The 13,229-nt window shown below is 54.0% G+C and carries 14 protein-coding genes; 8 read left to right on the forward strand and 6 right to left on the reverse strand.

All coding sequences use genetic code 11. The features are described 5' to 3' along the window. Positions 1 to 15: 15 nt before the first annotated feature. On the reverse strand, positions 16 to 873 hold the full coding sequence (locus KNP67_RS00770; protein WP_214755710.1) for a metallophosphoesterase: 858 nt from the start codon (positions 871 to 873) through the stop codon (positions 16 to 18). A 95-nt stretch (positions 874 to 968) separates the two neighbouring features. Further along, entirely contained in the window at positions 969 to 1,382 is a 414-nt protein-coding gene (locus KNP67_RS00775; protein WP_021066776.1) for an organic hydroperoxide resistance protein, read from the reverse strand. A 118-nt stretch (positions 1,383 to 1,500) separates the two neighbouring features. Here KNP67_RS00775 and KNP67_RS00780 point away from each other — a divergent pair, with 118 nt between their 5' ends. Both KNP67_RS00780 and KNP67_RS00785 read left to right on the forward strand, forming a co-directional pair. Further along, the gene (locus tag KNP67_RS00780) at positions 1,501 to 1,947 is read left to right on the forward strand and encodes a MarR family winged helix-turn-helix transcriptional regulator (protein ID WP_214755711.1); all 447 of its coding nucleotides are present in this window, start codon (positions 1,501 to 1,503) and stop codon (positions 1,945 to 1,947) included. 19 nt (positions 1,948 to 1,966) lie between these two features. After that, a complete protein-coding gene (locus KNP67_RS00785) occupies positions 1,967 to 2,893 on the forward strand; it encodes a CAP domain-containing protein (RefSeq protein WP_214755712.1) in 927 nt (308 codons plus the stop codon). 43 nt (positions 2,894 to 2,936) lie between these two features. Here the strand turns inward: KNP67_RS00785 and KNP67_RS00790 are convergent, their stop codons facing one another. Further along, positions 2,937 to 3,410, reverse strand: coding sequence for a glutathione peroxidase (locus KNP67_RS00790; protein WP_131471030.1), 474 nt, complete (start codon positions 3,408 to 3,410; stop codon positions 2,937 to 2,939). A 163-nt stretch (positions 3,411 to 3,573) separates the two neighbouring features. On the opposite strand from KNP67_RS00790, the gene KNP67_RS00795 reads away from it, so the two are divergent. Next, on the forward strand, positions 3,574 to 4,095 hold the full coding sequence (locus KNP67_RS00795; protein WP_131471031.1) for a VanZ family protein: 522 nt from the start codon (positions 3,574 to 3,576) through the stop codon (positions 4,093 to 4,095). A gap of 290 nt (positions 4,096 to 4,385) precedes the next feature. Then, complete coding sequence (locus KNP67_RS00800) at positions 4,386 to 5,684, forward strand: murein hydrolase activator EnvC family protein (RefSeq protein ID WP_214755713.1); 1,299 nt, start codon at positions 4,386 to 4,388, stop codon at positions 5,682 to 5,684. A gap of 33 nt (positions 5,685 to 5,717) precedes the next feature. On the opposite strand, the gene KNP67_RS00805 is transcribed toward KNP67_RS00800, so the two are convergent. The 3 genes from KNP67_RS00805 to KNP67_RS00815 form a co-directional block, all read right to left on the reverse strand. Then, entirely contained in the window at positions 5,718 to 5,924 is a 207-nt protein-coding gene (locus tag KNP67_RS00805) for a hypothetical protein (protein WP_021066782.1), read from the reverse strand. A gap of 42 nt (positions 5,925 to 5,966) precedes the next feature. Further along, the gene (locus KNP67_RS00810; RefSeq protein ID WP_131471033.1) at positions 5,967 to 6,812 is read right to left on the reverse strand and encodes a GNAT family N-acetyltransferase; all 846 of its coding nucleotides are present in this window, start codon (positions 6,810 to 6,812) and stop codon (positions 5,967 to 5,969) included. An 85-nt stretch (positions 6,813 to 6,897) separates the two neighbouring features. Beyond that, positions 6,898 to 8,112, reverse strand: coding sequence for a dicarboxylate/amino acid:cation symporter (locus tag KNP67_RS00815; protein ID WP_131471034.1), 1,215 nt, complete (start codon positions 8,110 to 8,112; stop codon positions 6,898 to 6,900). A gap of 211 nt (positions 8,113 to 8,323) precedes the next feature. On the opposite strand from KNP67_RS00815, the gene zapA reads away from it, so the two are divergent. The 4 genes from zapA (at position 8,324) to KNP67_RS00835 (ending at position 13,224) form a co-directional block, all read left to right on the forward strand. Further along, on the forward strand, positions 8,324 to 8,545 hold the full coding sequence (zapA, locus tag KNP67_RS15335) for a cell division protein ZapA (RefSeq protein WP_021066785.1): 222 nt from the start codon (positions 8,324 to 8,326) through the stop codon (positions 8,543 to 8,545). An 8-nt stretch (positions 8,546 to 8,553) separates the two neighbouring features. After that, the gene (locus KNP67_RS00825) at positions 8,554 to 9,090 is read left to right on the forward strand and encodes a CvpA family protein (protein ID WP_021066786.1); all 537 of its coding nucleotides are present in this window, start codon (positions 8,554 to 8,556) and stop codon (positions 9,088 to 9,090) included. 69 nt (positions 9,091 to 9,159) lie between these two features. Beyond that, positions 9,160 to 10,869, forward strand: a complete 1,710-nt coding sequence (gene polX, locus KNP67_RS00830; protein ID WP_131471035.1) for a DNA polymerase/3'-5' exonuclease PolX — start codon at positions 9,160 to 9,162, stop codon at positions 10,867 to 10,869. Continuing rightward, positions 10,870 to 13,224, forward strand: a complete 2,355-nt coding sequence (locus KNP67_RS00835) for an endonuclease MutS2 (protein WP_131471036.1) — start codon at positions 10,870 to 10,872, stop codon at positions 13,222 to 13,224. Positions 13,225 to 13,229 lie beyond the last annotated feature (5 nt).

Consider the following 13,229-nt stretch of genomic DNA (forward strand, 5'->3'; position numbering starts at 1 on the left):
AATAGGAAAAGGGGCTCACTGAGGAGCCCCGGTCCCAGTGACGTCGATGACGACGATCTCCGGTGGGTTGAACACGCGCGGTACGCTGACGCTATAGTTGAAGCCACGCCCGATGACGTGGGTGAACGACTCATGTTCGTACAGGCCGCCGGCATACTTCGGGAAGAAGCCCTGGTCCGGCGCGTACAGTCCGTTCAATAAATAGGGGATGCGAACCTGCCCGCCGTGGGCATGGCCAGACAGGACCAGGTCGAACGGTAGGGCGGCGTATGTCTCGACTTGTTCGGGCCGGTGTGACAAGAGCAGGCTGAACGCCGTCTCGGTGTCGACACCGCCGAGCGAGGTCAGGGCCGTCTCTTCCCAGCTCGCCTGAATATTTTCGGTATACGTCCGGAGTGGGTCTTCGAGCCCACCGACGAGGATATCGACCCCGTTGACGTTGACCGAGGCCGTCTCATTCTCGAGTACCGTCACGCCGTAGGAGCGGAACACGTCTTTGACGTCGTGACGGACGAAGTCGTCAGAGCCGTCAATCTCGTGGTTACCGGTCACGAAATACATCGGCGCGATGCCCTGCAGCCCTTCAATCAATTCGAATGAGGCGTCGGGTGAGCGGAAGCGGTCGAGGATATCGCCGGGAAGGGCGATCAAATCCGGTTCCTGTTCCCGCACTTTGTCGATTAAGACGCGTTGGTCGTCCCCGTACGAATAGCCGTGCAAATCGGACAATAGGACGACCCGGAACGATTGTCCCGACGCGAGCTTGTCCGACTCGATCGCGTAGTTTCGGACGGTCAGTCCGTTATAGAAAGCGGCGAGGAGGAACGCGACTCCGACGCCGATCGTCACATATTTACGTTTGCCTTTGAACATCGTCCGCCTCCTCTCGATGAATCGTTCGTTTCTTCAGTTTACTCTGTTGATGCTCCGGACGCAAAAAAAAGCCCGCTCGGAAGCGGGCCATCGAATTATGCTGCTTTAGCAGTCAACTTGACGTCGACATTGCCGCGTGTCGCTTTCGAGTACGGGCAAACTTGGTGTGCCGCTTCGACGAGACGTTCCGCCGTCGCTTGATCGACACCTTTGATTTCGACTTCGAGTTCGACCGAGATGAAGAAACCTTCATCGTCTTGGTTGAGCGTCACGTGTCCAGTGACGTTCGTGCCGTCTGTTTTAATACGTTCTTTGCCGATGACGAGGTTCAAGGCGCTACCGAAACATGCCGCGTAACCTGCTGCGAAGAGTTGCTCCGGGTTCGTCGCTTCGTCCGCGTGTTTTGAGCCAGGCATTGATACGTTCAAGTCGATGACGCCGTCCGTCGATGTGACGCGACCTTCGCGGCCACCGATTGCAGTTGCAGAAGCTGTGAATAATGGTTTCATGATTCAATTCCTCCATTTCGTTTTTGGGCAATTAAGTTGTGCACAATCTAATTATAGGGCAGTCAAACAGATAAGCAAATGATATGCTTGTCCTAAGACTATAGTCGGAGGAAATTTTATGAAAAGTTCGTTAACATTAGAGCATCAGATCTGTTTTCAGCTCTATACCGCTTCAAAAGAGCTTACGAGATTATATCGCCCGATTTTGGCGCCGTTAAACCTGACATATAGCCAGTACTTGGTCATGCTCGTCTTGTGGGAAGAAGACAATATCGATTTGAAACAGCTCGGGGAACGACTCACGCTCGATTCGGGCACGTTGTCACCGCTCGTCAAGCGGCTCATGCAACTCGATTACGTGGAGAAAGTGCGGGCGACCGACGACGAGCGCCGTGTCCTGTTGTCACTCACGCCGTCCGGGAGCGCACTGCGTGAGCAGGCCGAGGAGGTACCGCTCAAAGTGAGTGGTATGCTGAATATAGATGAAGCGACGTATATCGCTTATATGGAGATGCTCATCGACATCAAGGCACGGTTGCGTGCGTTCGGTGAGCGCAAGGAGTAGGTTTTCGAAAGGAGACACGATGTTTCGTAAACTAGTGATTTTATTGCTCGCCATCGGCGTGTATGCGGCCTGGAAATTTGAAGTGCCGAACGTCTCGGCGCCGACGAGCATTCAAGTGAAGTCGACGGAAGTGGCGGAGGACCAACAAGAACGCTCGACCGACGCCCCGCGCTTCACGAGCCAATATGCTGGGCACGACTGGTACTTGCTCGAGAAGAGCGGCGACCGTAGCCTCGAGTTGATCGATGCTGACGGATCGAAGCAAGGCCAGTATCAGTTCGAGACGGGCAGTATCTTTGAAGGGCTCATCGTGGGCGAGACGACGCGACAACAAGTCGAGCAAATCGGTTTCGATGAGGTCAAGTCATACAATAAGGGATTGAAACGCTATTTGATTCCGGACGACCCGTCGTTCAACGTCTATGCGATTGATGATGACTACGTGACGCTGTTCTTCGATCAGCATGACGACGACAAGCTGAAAGCCGTGCTCACCGTCGACCGGGACGTCGAGGAATCGAGTGAGGGCTATTACGGTGACGTGTCGGAAGACAATCTCGTCGCGAACGAACAGTTGATGCGAATACTCATGAACTGGGACCGCCAGAAGTTCGGACTGTCGGCGCTCGCCGACTATGAGCCGCTATTACCGGTCGTCCGCGCCCATAGTGAGAACATGGCCCGGAACAACTTCTTCAGCCATACGGATCCCGAAGGCCGCGATCCGTTCGAGCGGATGAACGAGGCCGGCATCGCGTACTCCCTCGCCGGCGAGAACTTGGCGATGGGGCAGATGAGCGTTTTTCATGCCCACTGGGGATTGATGAACTCGCTCGGCCACCGGGAGAACATCTTGAAAGATGGCTTCACCCACGTGTCGGTCGGCCTCGTCTACAATGAGGAGTCGAGCCCGTTCTACACGATCAACTTCATCACACCGCGTTAACAAAAAGGATGGCCTGCCGGATTGCGGCGGACCATCCTTTTACTTATAAGAGACGTTTGACGGCCGTCTCGATCTCATCCGGCGTCGTTTGCGGCGAGAACCGTTCGATGACGTTGCCGTTCCGGTCGACGAGGAACTTCGTGAAGTTCCACTTGATTGTCTTCGAACCGAGCAGGCCTGGTGCTTCTTTCGATAAGTATTGGAAGAGCGGGTGGGCGTCTTTGCCGTTCACGTCTACTTTGGCGAACATCGGGAACGTCACGCCGTAGTTCAATTGACAGAACTCGCTGATTTCCTCGTTCGACCCCGGGTCTTGATTGCCGAACTGGTTGCATGGGAAGCCGAGGATATGGAACCCTTGGCCCTGATAACGTTCATATAATTTCTCGAGCCCGTCGAGTTGCGGGGTGAAGCCGCATTTGCTCGCCGTGTTGACGATTAATAGGACGTCACCTTCGTATTTGGATAGCGGTTGGAGCCTGCCGCTCATGTCGGCTGCTTCATATTGATAGATCATGTTGATTCCCCCTTTTTTCTTTTCATTATACCAATCGCGATTTCAAGACACGACTTTGAACCGGTTGTTCGCAATCAAATTGTCATGAAATGATGAAGTCGTTGTTACAATGAAACGTGATGGACGGCGTATAATGAGACTCGTTGTAGAAAGGAAAGGTGTCATGTACATATTGAAAAATGAATTTATATGGATCGGTTTGATCCTGATCGGCTTATTCTTCTCGAGCGCGACCCCGTATTCGGACCAAAGCATCGTCTCACCGCTCGAACGCATCAATTGGACATGGGCCGAGCCCATCCTCGCGACCGTCGACTTCGAGTACGCCGGGGGACCGGTATCGCTCGAGACGAAAGGGAGTGCCGGCTTGATTGAGTTCTTGATTCGGAAAGCGGCGCACTTCACCGTCTTCTTCGCACTCGGGGCACTTCTCGTCAAAGCGGTGTCGCGCACGCGACTCCATGCTGGGCTGACACTATTGTTCGCCTGGGCGCTCGCGAACACGGTCGCCATCTTCGATGAGTTTCATCAAAGTTTGACGCCCGAGCGGACGCCGCTCATCCAAGACGTCTTGCTCGACAGTTTTGGTGCCGCCTGTGGCATCCTCTTGATTGGCGGGTTTCTGCTGTTCAAACAAGGGCGTCATAAACGGTCACGATCGGGGTTTGTCGCTCCAAGGTGGTAAAAAAATCGTATAGGTAGTTATTTGAAAAGCGCTTTCATGAAGTGCTTTTCTTTTTGATTTATAACGTTTGTGTGACAAGCAAAATTGCAAAAGCCCTTTATACCCCCATTTTTAAACGGATAAAACCTAAAACAGGTCAATGTAATGGGAATGAAATATAAGTGTAAAATAACTTTAGGTTTAGATTGCTATAATGAGTCTCAGAGCGATATCGAATTTCGCCTATTAATTTATAATTTATGCGATCTATATTATATAGAAATTCAGAGAACTCAGCGGAGGGAAGCACATTGGTTAACTTGAAGAAACTTGCAGCAACCGTCACTTTAGGAGCTCTTCTCATTAGCGGCACGACACCTGGCTATGCAGCGTCACTTACAGACAAGCAGAAAAAGGTGCAACAGCAGCAACAACAGAATAACAGTGAACAGAGCAAAGCGAACGCCTCGATCAAAAAACGTGAACAGGCGATCAGCAAAGAGCAGCAAGAAATCAACAAGTTAGATGCTGAACTCCAAGACGTCATCAACGACGTCGCGCAAAAGAAAGCTGAGATTCGTGCGACACAACAAAAAATTGCAGCCCTTCAAAAGCAGATTAAACAATATGAAGCAAAAATGAAGGCGCAAGAAGAGCTCATGAAAGAGCGCATGGCCACGATGCAAAAAAATGGCGGCGGCTCGATTGACTGGGCAGAGTTCATCTTCGGCTCGAAAGATTTCGGTGACTTGCTCACACGCATGATCACAGCTGGTACAATCCAAGAGAACGATAAACAAATCTTTGAAGAATACCAAGCGACAAAAGAAAAATTGGCGAAAGCGCAAGCTGAATTGAAAGCCGAGCGCGATGCTCTCGTGAAACAAAAAGAAGAACTCGAACAACGTCAAAAGACGCTCAACAAGAAAATGAAAGAGCGCGCAGCGAAAATCAAGAAACTCAACGCTGAGAAAGTGAAGTTCGAATCAAAATTGATGAGCCTCCAAGAGATGGAGTCAACACTCAAGTCACAAGAGAAAGCGATCAAGGCTGAAATCGAGGCACAGCGTCGTGCGGCCGAGGAAGCGAAACGTGCGGCGGCAGCTGCGGCAGCGGCTGCGAAGAAACAACAGAGTTCAAACTCGAATGCAGTCAGCACGCCGACAGCATCGGCGGTAGCCTCAGTACCAGCAAGCGGCGGCATGTTCCAACGTCCGTCGGGCGGTCGTCTCTCACAAGGATGGGGCGCGGCGAGCGGTGCGAACGGCTACACGTTCCATAATGGAATCGACTTGGCTGCACCGGTCGGCACACCGATTCGTGCGTCGCAAACAGGTACGGTTACGACTGCGGGATGGGGCGGCGCCTACGGGAACCACGTCATCATCACGCACGTCTTGAACGGTCAGGTTTGGACGACTGTATACGCACACATGAGCTCGGTATCCGTATCGGCTGGACAACGTGTGACACAAGGTCAACACATCGGCGGCATGGGTAGCACAGGCAACTCGACTGGCTCGCACTTGCACTTCGAGATCCACCGTGGCGGCTACTCGTACTCATCTTCGAGCGCAGGTAACACGGTCAACCCGGCTTCATTCTTCTAAGCCTATACAAAAAGTGATCGACGAACGCGTCGATCACTTTTTTGTTGCCTTGTACGCGATAAAGGTCAGCAGGGCGGCGCCGATGACGCTCAGCCAGAGCGTGTCCCAGTTCGGGTCGTCGAGCATGCTCCGGCCTCCAAGAAACACCATATAGCCGAGCACAGCGAGCGTGACGACCGTCAAGGCGGTCAACCGTACCCGGCGCGGGATACGGAGCCACCAACCGAATAATCTGTTCATCAAAAATCGCCTCCACCTACAGTATAGGGGAGGCGCATCAAATCAGCTAGGCAATCGAATCCACGCCGAAGTGAAGATTCTTTCATAACCGACTTCTTTGTAAATCTTGTTCGATGTCGGGTTGCTCAAATCCGTATAGAGCGTACAATATTGTTTCGACGTCAAGAGCTCCCGGCTCAGCTCGGCGACGAGCGAGCGGGCATAGCCGCGCTTGCGCAACGCTTTTGGCGTGTAGACAAACGAGACAGTGACGCCGTTCGCGGTCTCGCGCGATTTCTTCGCGCACGAGACGACCTTGCCGTCGACTTCCCAGACGTACACTTCTTGATTCTCGAGCATCGTCGCAATTTTTTGTGTCGCGTTTGCCTTCGACGAGACCGGTAAACCGGTATCCTTTTCGAACGCGTTATACGCCTTCACGAGGAATGCCTCATCGTCCTCGGTAGCCCGTCGCATCGACCCTTCCGACAGCGGGATGTCGTTGACGTGATCAAGACGATACAGACCTTGCTCCATGAAGACTTTCGGCTCTCGCGCCGTCAGGATGTACCAGAGCGTGTAGAAATTCATCGCTAGATCGGCTTGCGAGACGACCTCGGTGAAGGGGATATCCCCGTTTAACAGTTCAGGCACGAGCAGACGAAGGACGTCATCCTCTCGCTCATGCTTCACGAGCACATAGTTGAGCGGATGGGGCGGAGTCACTTGCAGGATTGCGAGCACATCACCGTCATCTTCGACGGTCAGTTGATGATACGACTCGTATCGGCCTTGCTTGATGGCATCGAGCACGCCAATCATCAAGCTGTTCTCGGCCTCATGTTCGAGCAGGTAGGGCATGACACGTTCTTCAAATCCGGACAGGTCGTTCCAACGAATCAGTTCCATATGAACACCCTTTCAGCGTATGTATACAAAACGGGCAAACCTGATGGCTTGCCCGTTTTTTCATTCTATCAAATTAGAGACGAGATTACGCGATTTCCTCGCGTTCTTTTGCGTCATCCAAAATCTTTGTGTTGCGTTTGAAGTAGTGGACGATTTTGGCGATGGCGCCGTCTCCCGTGACGTTTGTCGCCGTACCGAAGCTATCTTGTGCCAAGTAGAGGGCGATGACAAGACTGAGCATCGTTTCGCTGAATCCGAGCATCGAACCGAACAAACCGAGCGAGGCCATAACGGCTCCACCTGGAACGCCTGGTGCTGCGATCATCGTGACGCCGAGGGCGAGGATGAACGGGAGCACGATCGCGAATGACATCGGCATGCCGTTCAAATACATGAGGGCGACACCGACCGATGTGAGCGTGATTGTCGACCCTGACAAGTGGATGGTCGCACAGAGCGGCACCACGAAGTTGGCGACGCCTTCGTCCGTGTTGTTCGCTTTCGCCTGACGAAGTGTAACCGGGATTGTCGCCGCTGACGACTGTGTCCCGATGGCTGTGAAGTACGCCGGCATCATTGTCTTCAAGAGACGAAGCGGGTTCTCTTTGTTGAGAGCACCTGCGACTGAGTATTGAATCAAGAGCATCGTCAAGTGAAGGACGATGATCGTGACGAAGACGAGCGAGAACACCGAGAGAATCTCAGCGACTTGTCCGGCGTACGTCATGTTCATGAAAATTCCGGCGATGTGAATCGGTAATAGTGGAATGATGACTTTGCTGATGAGTAGTTCAATGATATCGCGGAAATCCATGGCCAAATCGAGCGAGCGCTTGCTTTCGATGGCGGCAATCCCGATGCCGATGACGAAGGCGAGAATGAGCGCCGTCATGACGCCGAATACTGGTGGGATCTCAAACTCCATGAAGCTTTTCAAAAGAGCTTCTTCCGGGTTTTCGGCAGACGCCGTGCTGCGTGACAAAATTTGCGGGAACAACGTGCTCGTCGTGAAGTAAGCGAGCGTCCCGGCGACGATTGTGGAGATGTAAGCGATGGCGGCCGTCAAACCGACCAATTTCCCAGCGCCTTTTCCAAGTTCCCCGATTCCTGGAATGATGAAAGCGAGAATGATTAGTGGGATGGCAAAGCCTAAGAACTGCCCAAAGACTGTGTTGAACGTGACAAATGTCCGGACAATCCAGTTCTGGCTTTCTGGTACGATGCTACCGAGTAGAATCCCGAATGCGATAGCGATGATGATGCGACCTAGAAGGCCAATACGTAATTTCAAATAAATCATCCTCTCTTAATGTTTGAATTGTTGCTATTTTCGCACATTTAGCGACGTGTTGCCACCCTATCTTTCATTTTTCAACGAAGATTGACGTTTGACAACTTTGAAATAGGGTATCACAAAATGTTGGAGTGGAAAAGGGAGGGACCTTCTTCTTTTCCTAATATACAAACGATGTTATGATTAATTTTGAATAGACGTAAAGGAGGGGTGACGCGTGCAGGTACAACGAACAACGATTCATATCGCGGGTCAGGACTATACGATCGTCAGCGAAGAGCCGGCCGATCATGTGAGGGAAGTGGGCTTTCTGGTCGATAGCAAGATCCGTGAGATTCGTGAACAGTCCCCTCATCTAGACGCTCGTCAGGCAGCAGTGCTCGCCGCTATCCAAATCGCGAGTGATCACGTCAAAACTAAACGAAATACGGGAGAATAAATCACTTTATGGTTACTCTACTTATACTGTTTTTCTTGTTCATCGGGATCATTAACGGATTCCGTCGCGGGGCGATTTTGCAGCTCGGCCATTGGGTCGCGCTCATCATCAGCTTCCTCGTCGCCAATGCGTACTACCGTGATCTCGCCGAAGCGTTCAAGCTATGGATTCCATACCCGTCGCAACTCGACGGGTCGCTTCCAGAAGGTGTCATCGATTTAAACGCACTGACAGGACTCGAGATGACGTTTTATAACGTCTTCTGGTTCGTCGTCTTGTTCGTCATCACGAAGCTCGTCTTGCATCTCATCCTATCGATGCTCGATTTCTTGACGGACTTGCCGATCTTGCGTCAATTGAAAGGAATCATCGGAGCGGTCCTTGGCTTCTTCGAGGCGTACGTGATCACGTTCTTCATTTTGTGGGTCATCGCGTTCGTACCGATGGCAAGCGTCCAGAGCGCCGTCGACAACTCGTCGCTCGCGACGTACATCATTCAAGACACGCCATATCTCTCTGAATGGTTCTCGAATAAGATGTTGTAACACGACAGGCCGGAATGCAAGCTAGTGCTTGTGTCTCGGCCTTTTCTGTATGGAAAAGGGGGAAGCACGATGAATAAAGTCGAAGCGATGATGCTGCTAGAAAAAATCGCGCAATATATGGAGATTAAAGGGGAGAACCCGTTCAAAATCAATGCCTTCCGTAAAGCCGCGACGGCGCTCGAGAACACCGAACTCGAACTCGAGGACATCGAGGATTTGACGACGATCTCCGGGATCGGCAAAGGGACGGCCGCCGTCCTCGAAGAGTGGCGGGACACGGGCCGCAGTGAAACGCTCGAGTCACTCCAAGAAGAGATTCCATACGGCCTCATGAAACTGCTCAAAATCCAAGGGCTCGGTGGCAAGAAGCTAGCCAAGCTCCGCGAAGTCGGCGTCGTCGATCTCGAGACACTGATTACCGTATTAGAAGACGGTACGGCTGCGAGCCTCCCGGGCTTCGGTGCCAAGAGCGTCGAGAAGTTGCTCACGGCGGCACGGAACCTCGAGTCACGCCCGGAGCGTCTCGCATACGCCATGATGCGCCCGGTCGTCGAAGAGATTGAAACGGTGCTCGAAGCTGAACCGCTCGTCTTACGCCATTCAGTCGGGGGCAGTTTCCGCCGCGCCGAGGAGACGTGTAAAGACCTCGACTTCATTATCGCGACCGAAGAGCCTGTCGCCCTCCGTGACAAGTTGCTCGCCCTTCCGTTCATCAACGAGGTGATCGCGGCCGGAGAGACGAAAGTGTCGCTCGTCCTCGAGCGCGAGGAGATGGTGTCGGTCGACTTCCGCATGGTCGAACCGGGCGCCTTCGCCGCGACGCTCCATCACTTCACCGGCTCGAAAGACCATAACGTGCGCATGCGCCAGCTCGCGAAAGCGAAAGGTGAGTCGATTTCTGAGTACGGCGTCGAGACGGCGGACGGCCTCTGGCAACCGGAGACGGAAGCCGAGCTGTTCGAACGTTACGGACTGCCGTTCATCCCGCCGGAGCTCCGGGCAGGCAACCTCGAGTTCGAGCACGACCTCTCGAAGCTCGTCACGCTCGACGACATCAAGGCCGACGCCCATATGCACACGGTCTGGTCGGACGGGAAGTTGACGGTCGACGAGCTCGTCGCGGCGATGAAAGCGCGCGGCTATGAGTGGATTGCCATCACCGACCACGGCAAATACATGTCGTTCGTCAACGGCTTGACCGAAGAACGGCTCGAGGCGCAAGGGGAAGAGATTCTCGCTGCCGCCAAGAAACACGACATGCACGTCCTGCGCGGTGTTGAGATGGACATCCGCCCGGACGGGACGCTCGACTATGAGCCTGAGTTCTTGGCGACGCTCGACTACGTCGTCGCCTCGATTCACTCGAAGATGGACCAATCCGTCGACGAGATTATGGCTCGGCTCGAGAACGCCTGCCGCTCGCCGTACGTCAACGTCATTGCCCATCCGACCGGGCGCCTCATCGGGCGCCGTGACGGTTATCCGATCGACGAGGAGCGCTTGATCGCCCTCGCGAAAGAGACGGGGACGGCGCTCGAGTTGAACGCGAACCCGAACCGGCTCGATTTGACTGCCTCGACGCTGAAGAAAGCGAAGGCGGCCGGGGTTAAACTGATGATCAACACCGATACGCACCACCCTGATATGATGGAAGATATGGCACTCGGCGTCCTGCACGCCCGGAAAGCCTATCTCGAACCGTCAGACATCATCAACTGCCTCTCGTTCGAGGACGCCAAGGCGTTCATCGACGCGAAGCGACAGAAAGGAACATGCTAGATGGATCACGCGTTACGCGTTTTAGAATATGAAAAACTCCGCCAGCAGCTCGCCGCCCACGCCGCGAGCTCGCTCGGAAAAGAACGGGCGCTCAACATGCAGCCCGACTATACGTACGATCGGGTACTGTCGAACTTGAACGTCACCCGCGAGGCGACCGAGGTCGTCCGACTCCGCGACCGGTTGCCGCTCGGCGGACTGACCGATGTCCGCAGTGAAGTGAAGCGTGCCGCCATCGGCTCGGTCCTCTCGACGAGCGAACTGCTCGCCGTCGCCGCCGTCATGTACAGCGGGCGCCAAGTGAAGAACTTCTTCGAGAAGCTGCACGAGGACAATGAAGATCTCCGTATCCCGCGCCTCGATGAGTATGCCGAGCGCTTGACGAAGCTGATCGAGGTCGAACAGACGATCCGTCACGCCATCGACGACCAAGGCACGGTCCAAGATTCGGCGAGCGACCGTCTCCGTGGCCTCCGGACTCAGCTCCGTAGCTTTGAAGGCAGCGTTCGTTCACGGATTGACAACATCCTCCGTAACAACGCGAAGATGCTGTCGGACGCCATCGTCACGATTCGGAACGACCGCTATGTCGTCCCGGTCAAGATGGAGTATCGCCAAGCGTTCGGCGGGATTGTCCACGACCAATCGGCATCAGGCCAGACGCTCTTCATCGAGCCGCAGGCGATTGTTTCGATCAACAATGAGATTCAAGAAGTCCGCTTGAAAGAGCGCGCCGAGATCGACCGCATCTTGAGCGAACTGTCAGACCTAGTCGGCGGTGTCGCTGATTCGGTCGTGACGAACCTCGACGTGCTCGCCACGCTCGACTTTGTGTTCGCAAAAGTCGCCTACGGGCATCAGCTCAAAGCGACGGAACCGAAACTGAACGATGAACGCGAAATCAAGTTGAAACAGGCGCGTCATCCGTTCATCCCGCAAGATGAGGTCGTGCCGATCACGGTCGAGCTCGGCGAGGCGTTCACATCGCTCGTCATCACGGGACCGAACACAGGCGGGAAGACGGTCACGCTCAAGACGCTCGGACTGCTCCAACTGATGGTGCAGTCAGGTCTCTATGTACCGGCCGAATTCGGGACGGAGCTGTCCGTCTTTGACGCCATCTATGCCGACATCGGTGATGAGCAGTCAATCGAGCAGAGCTTGTCGACGTTCAGCTCGCACATGACGAACATCGTCAGCATGCTCGACAAGATCGACTTCATGTCACTCGTCCTATTCGATGAGCTCGGTGCCGGGACCGACCCGCAAGAAGGGGCGGCCCTTGCCATCGCCATCCTTGACGAAGTGAAACGTCGCGGCGCCCGTGTGGCGGCGACGACGCACTACTCGGAACTGAAGGCGTACGCCTATAACCGGGAAGGCGTCATGAACGCCTCGATGGAGTTCGATATCGAATCGCTCAGCCCGACGTACCGCCTATTGATCGGCGTACCGGGGCGTTCGAACGCGTTCGAGATTAGTCGACGTCTCGGCTTATCTGAACAGGTCATCGACAAGGCGCGAAGCCATGTCGGCACCGACGCCGAGTCGGTCGAATCGATGATCAATGAGCTCGAGGCGGCCAAGCATCGCGCCGAGCAGCTCGAGAAAGAATTGATTGTCAAACGCCACGACCTCGAAACTGAACAGGCTGCGTTCGAAGCGAAGCTGACCGATTTCGAGCGTGAGCGCGACACGATGTACGGCGAAGCCGAGGCTCGTGCCGAAAAGGCCGTCGAACAAGCGAAGCGCCAAGCGAACGAAGTCATCGACCGCTTGAAGAAGCTTCGTGAGGAAGGAATCGTCAAAGAGCACGAGATCATCGCCGCGAAGAAACAGCTTGAATCGGCGAAACCGACGCTCCAAGATAAAAAGATTCAAAAAGTGAAACAAAAAGCGCAACAGAAACGTACGTTCAGTAAAGGCGAAGAAGTGAAAGTGACGACGTTCAACCAAAAGGGCTATATCGTGAAGCAATTGAACGATAATGAGTACAACGTCCAAGTCGGGATTATGAAAGTGAACGTCAAAGCGGACGACCTTCAAAAAATCGGGCCTTCGAAAGAGCAGTCGCTCCAGTCGAAAGGCAGCTCGCTCAAGCGTCAGAGCTCGACGAAGTCGGAGCTCGACTTGCGCGGCGTTCGGGTCGAAGAAGGACTTTCCCGCCTCGACAAATATATCGACGAGGCACTCGTGTCGGGGTACGACAACGTCCGCATCATCCACGGTCTTGGGACCGGGGCGATGCGCCAAGCGACGCAGGAGTATCTTAAAGGACATCGTCACGTGAAGAGTCAGCGCCCCGGTGGGATGGGTGAAGGCGGACTCGGTGTCACGGTCGTCGAACTGAAGTGAGGGGA

The organism is Exiguobacterium sp. s157, from assembly GCF_018618205.1.
Classification (GTDB): domain Bacteria; phylum Bacillota; class Bacilli; order Exiguobacteriales; family Exiguobacteriaceae; genus Exiguobacterium; species Exiguobacterium chiriqhucha.

Excerpts from the sequence above, each read along its gene's own strand:
- KNP67_RS00770 (WP_214755710.1), bottom strand. The coding sequence starts at position 873 with ATGTTCAAAGGCAAACGTAAATATGTGACGATCGGCGTCGGAGTCGCG.
- KNP67_RS00775 (WP_021066776.1), bottom strand. The coding sequence starts at position 1,382 with ATGAAACCATTATTCACAGCTTCTGCAACTGCAATCGGTGGCCGCGAA.
- KNP67_RS00780 (WP_214755711.1), top strand. The coding sequence starts at position 1,501 with ATGAAAAGTTCGTTAACATTAGAGCATCAGATCTGTTTTCAGCTCTAT.
- KNP67_RS00785 (WP_214755712.1), top strand. The coding sequence starts at position 1,967 with ATGTTTCGTAAACTAGTGATTTTATTGCTCGCCATCGGCGTGTATGCG.
- KNP67_RS00790 (WP_131471030.1), bottom strand. The coding sequence starts at position 3,410 with ATGATCTATCAATATGAAGCAGCCGACATGAGCGGCAGGCTCCAACCG.
- KNP67_RS00795 (WP_131471031.1), top strand. The coding sequence starts at position 3,574 with ATGTACATATTGAAAAATGAATTTATATGGATCGGTTTGATCCTGATC.
- KNP67_RS00805 (WP_021066782.1), bottom strand. The coding sequence starts at position 5,924 with ATGAACAGATTATTCGGTTGGTGGCTCCGTATCCCGCGCCGGGTACGG.
- KNP67_RS00810 (WP_131471033.1), bottom strand. The coding sequence starts at position 6,812 with ATGGAACTGATTCGTTGGAACGACCTGTCCGGATTTGAAGAACGTGTC.
- KNP67_RS00815 (WP_131471034.1), bottom strand. The coding sequence starts at position 8,112 with ATGATTTATTTGAAATTACGTATTGGCCTTCTAGGTCGCATCATCATC.
- KNP67_RS00825 (WP_021066786.1), top strand. The coding sequence starts at position 8,554 with ATGGTTACTCTACTTATACTGTTTTTCTTGTTCATCGGGATCATTAAC.
- polX (WP_131471035.1), top strand. The coding sequence starts at position 9,160 with ATGAATAAAGTCGAAGCGATGATGCTGCTAGAAAAAATCGCGCAATAT.
- KNP67_RS00835 (WP_131471036.1), top strand. The coding sequence starts at position 10,870 with ATGGATCACGCGTTACGCGTTTTAGAATATGAAAAACTCCGCCAGCAG.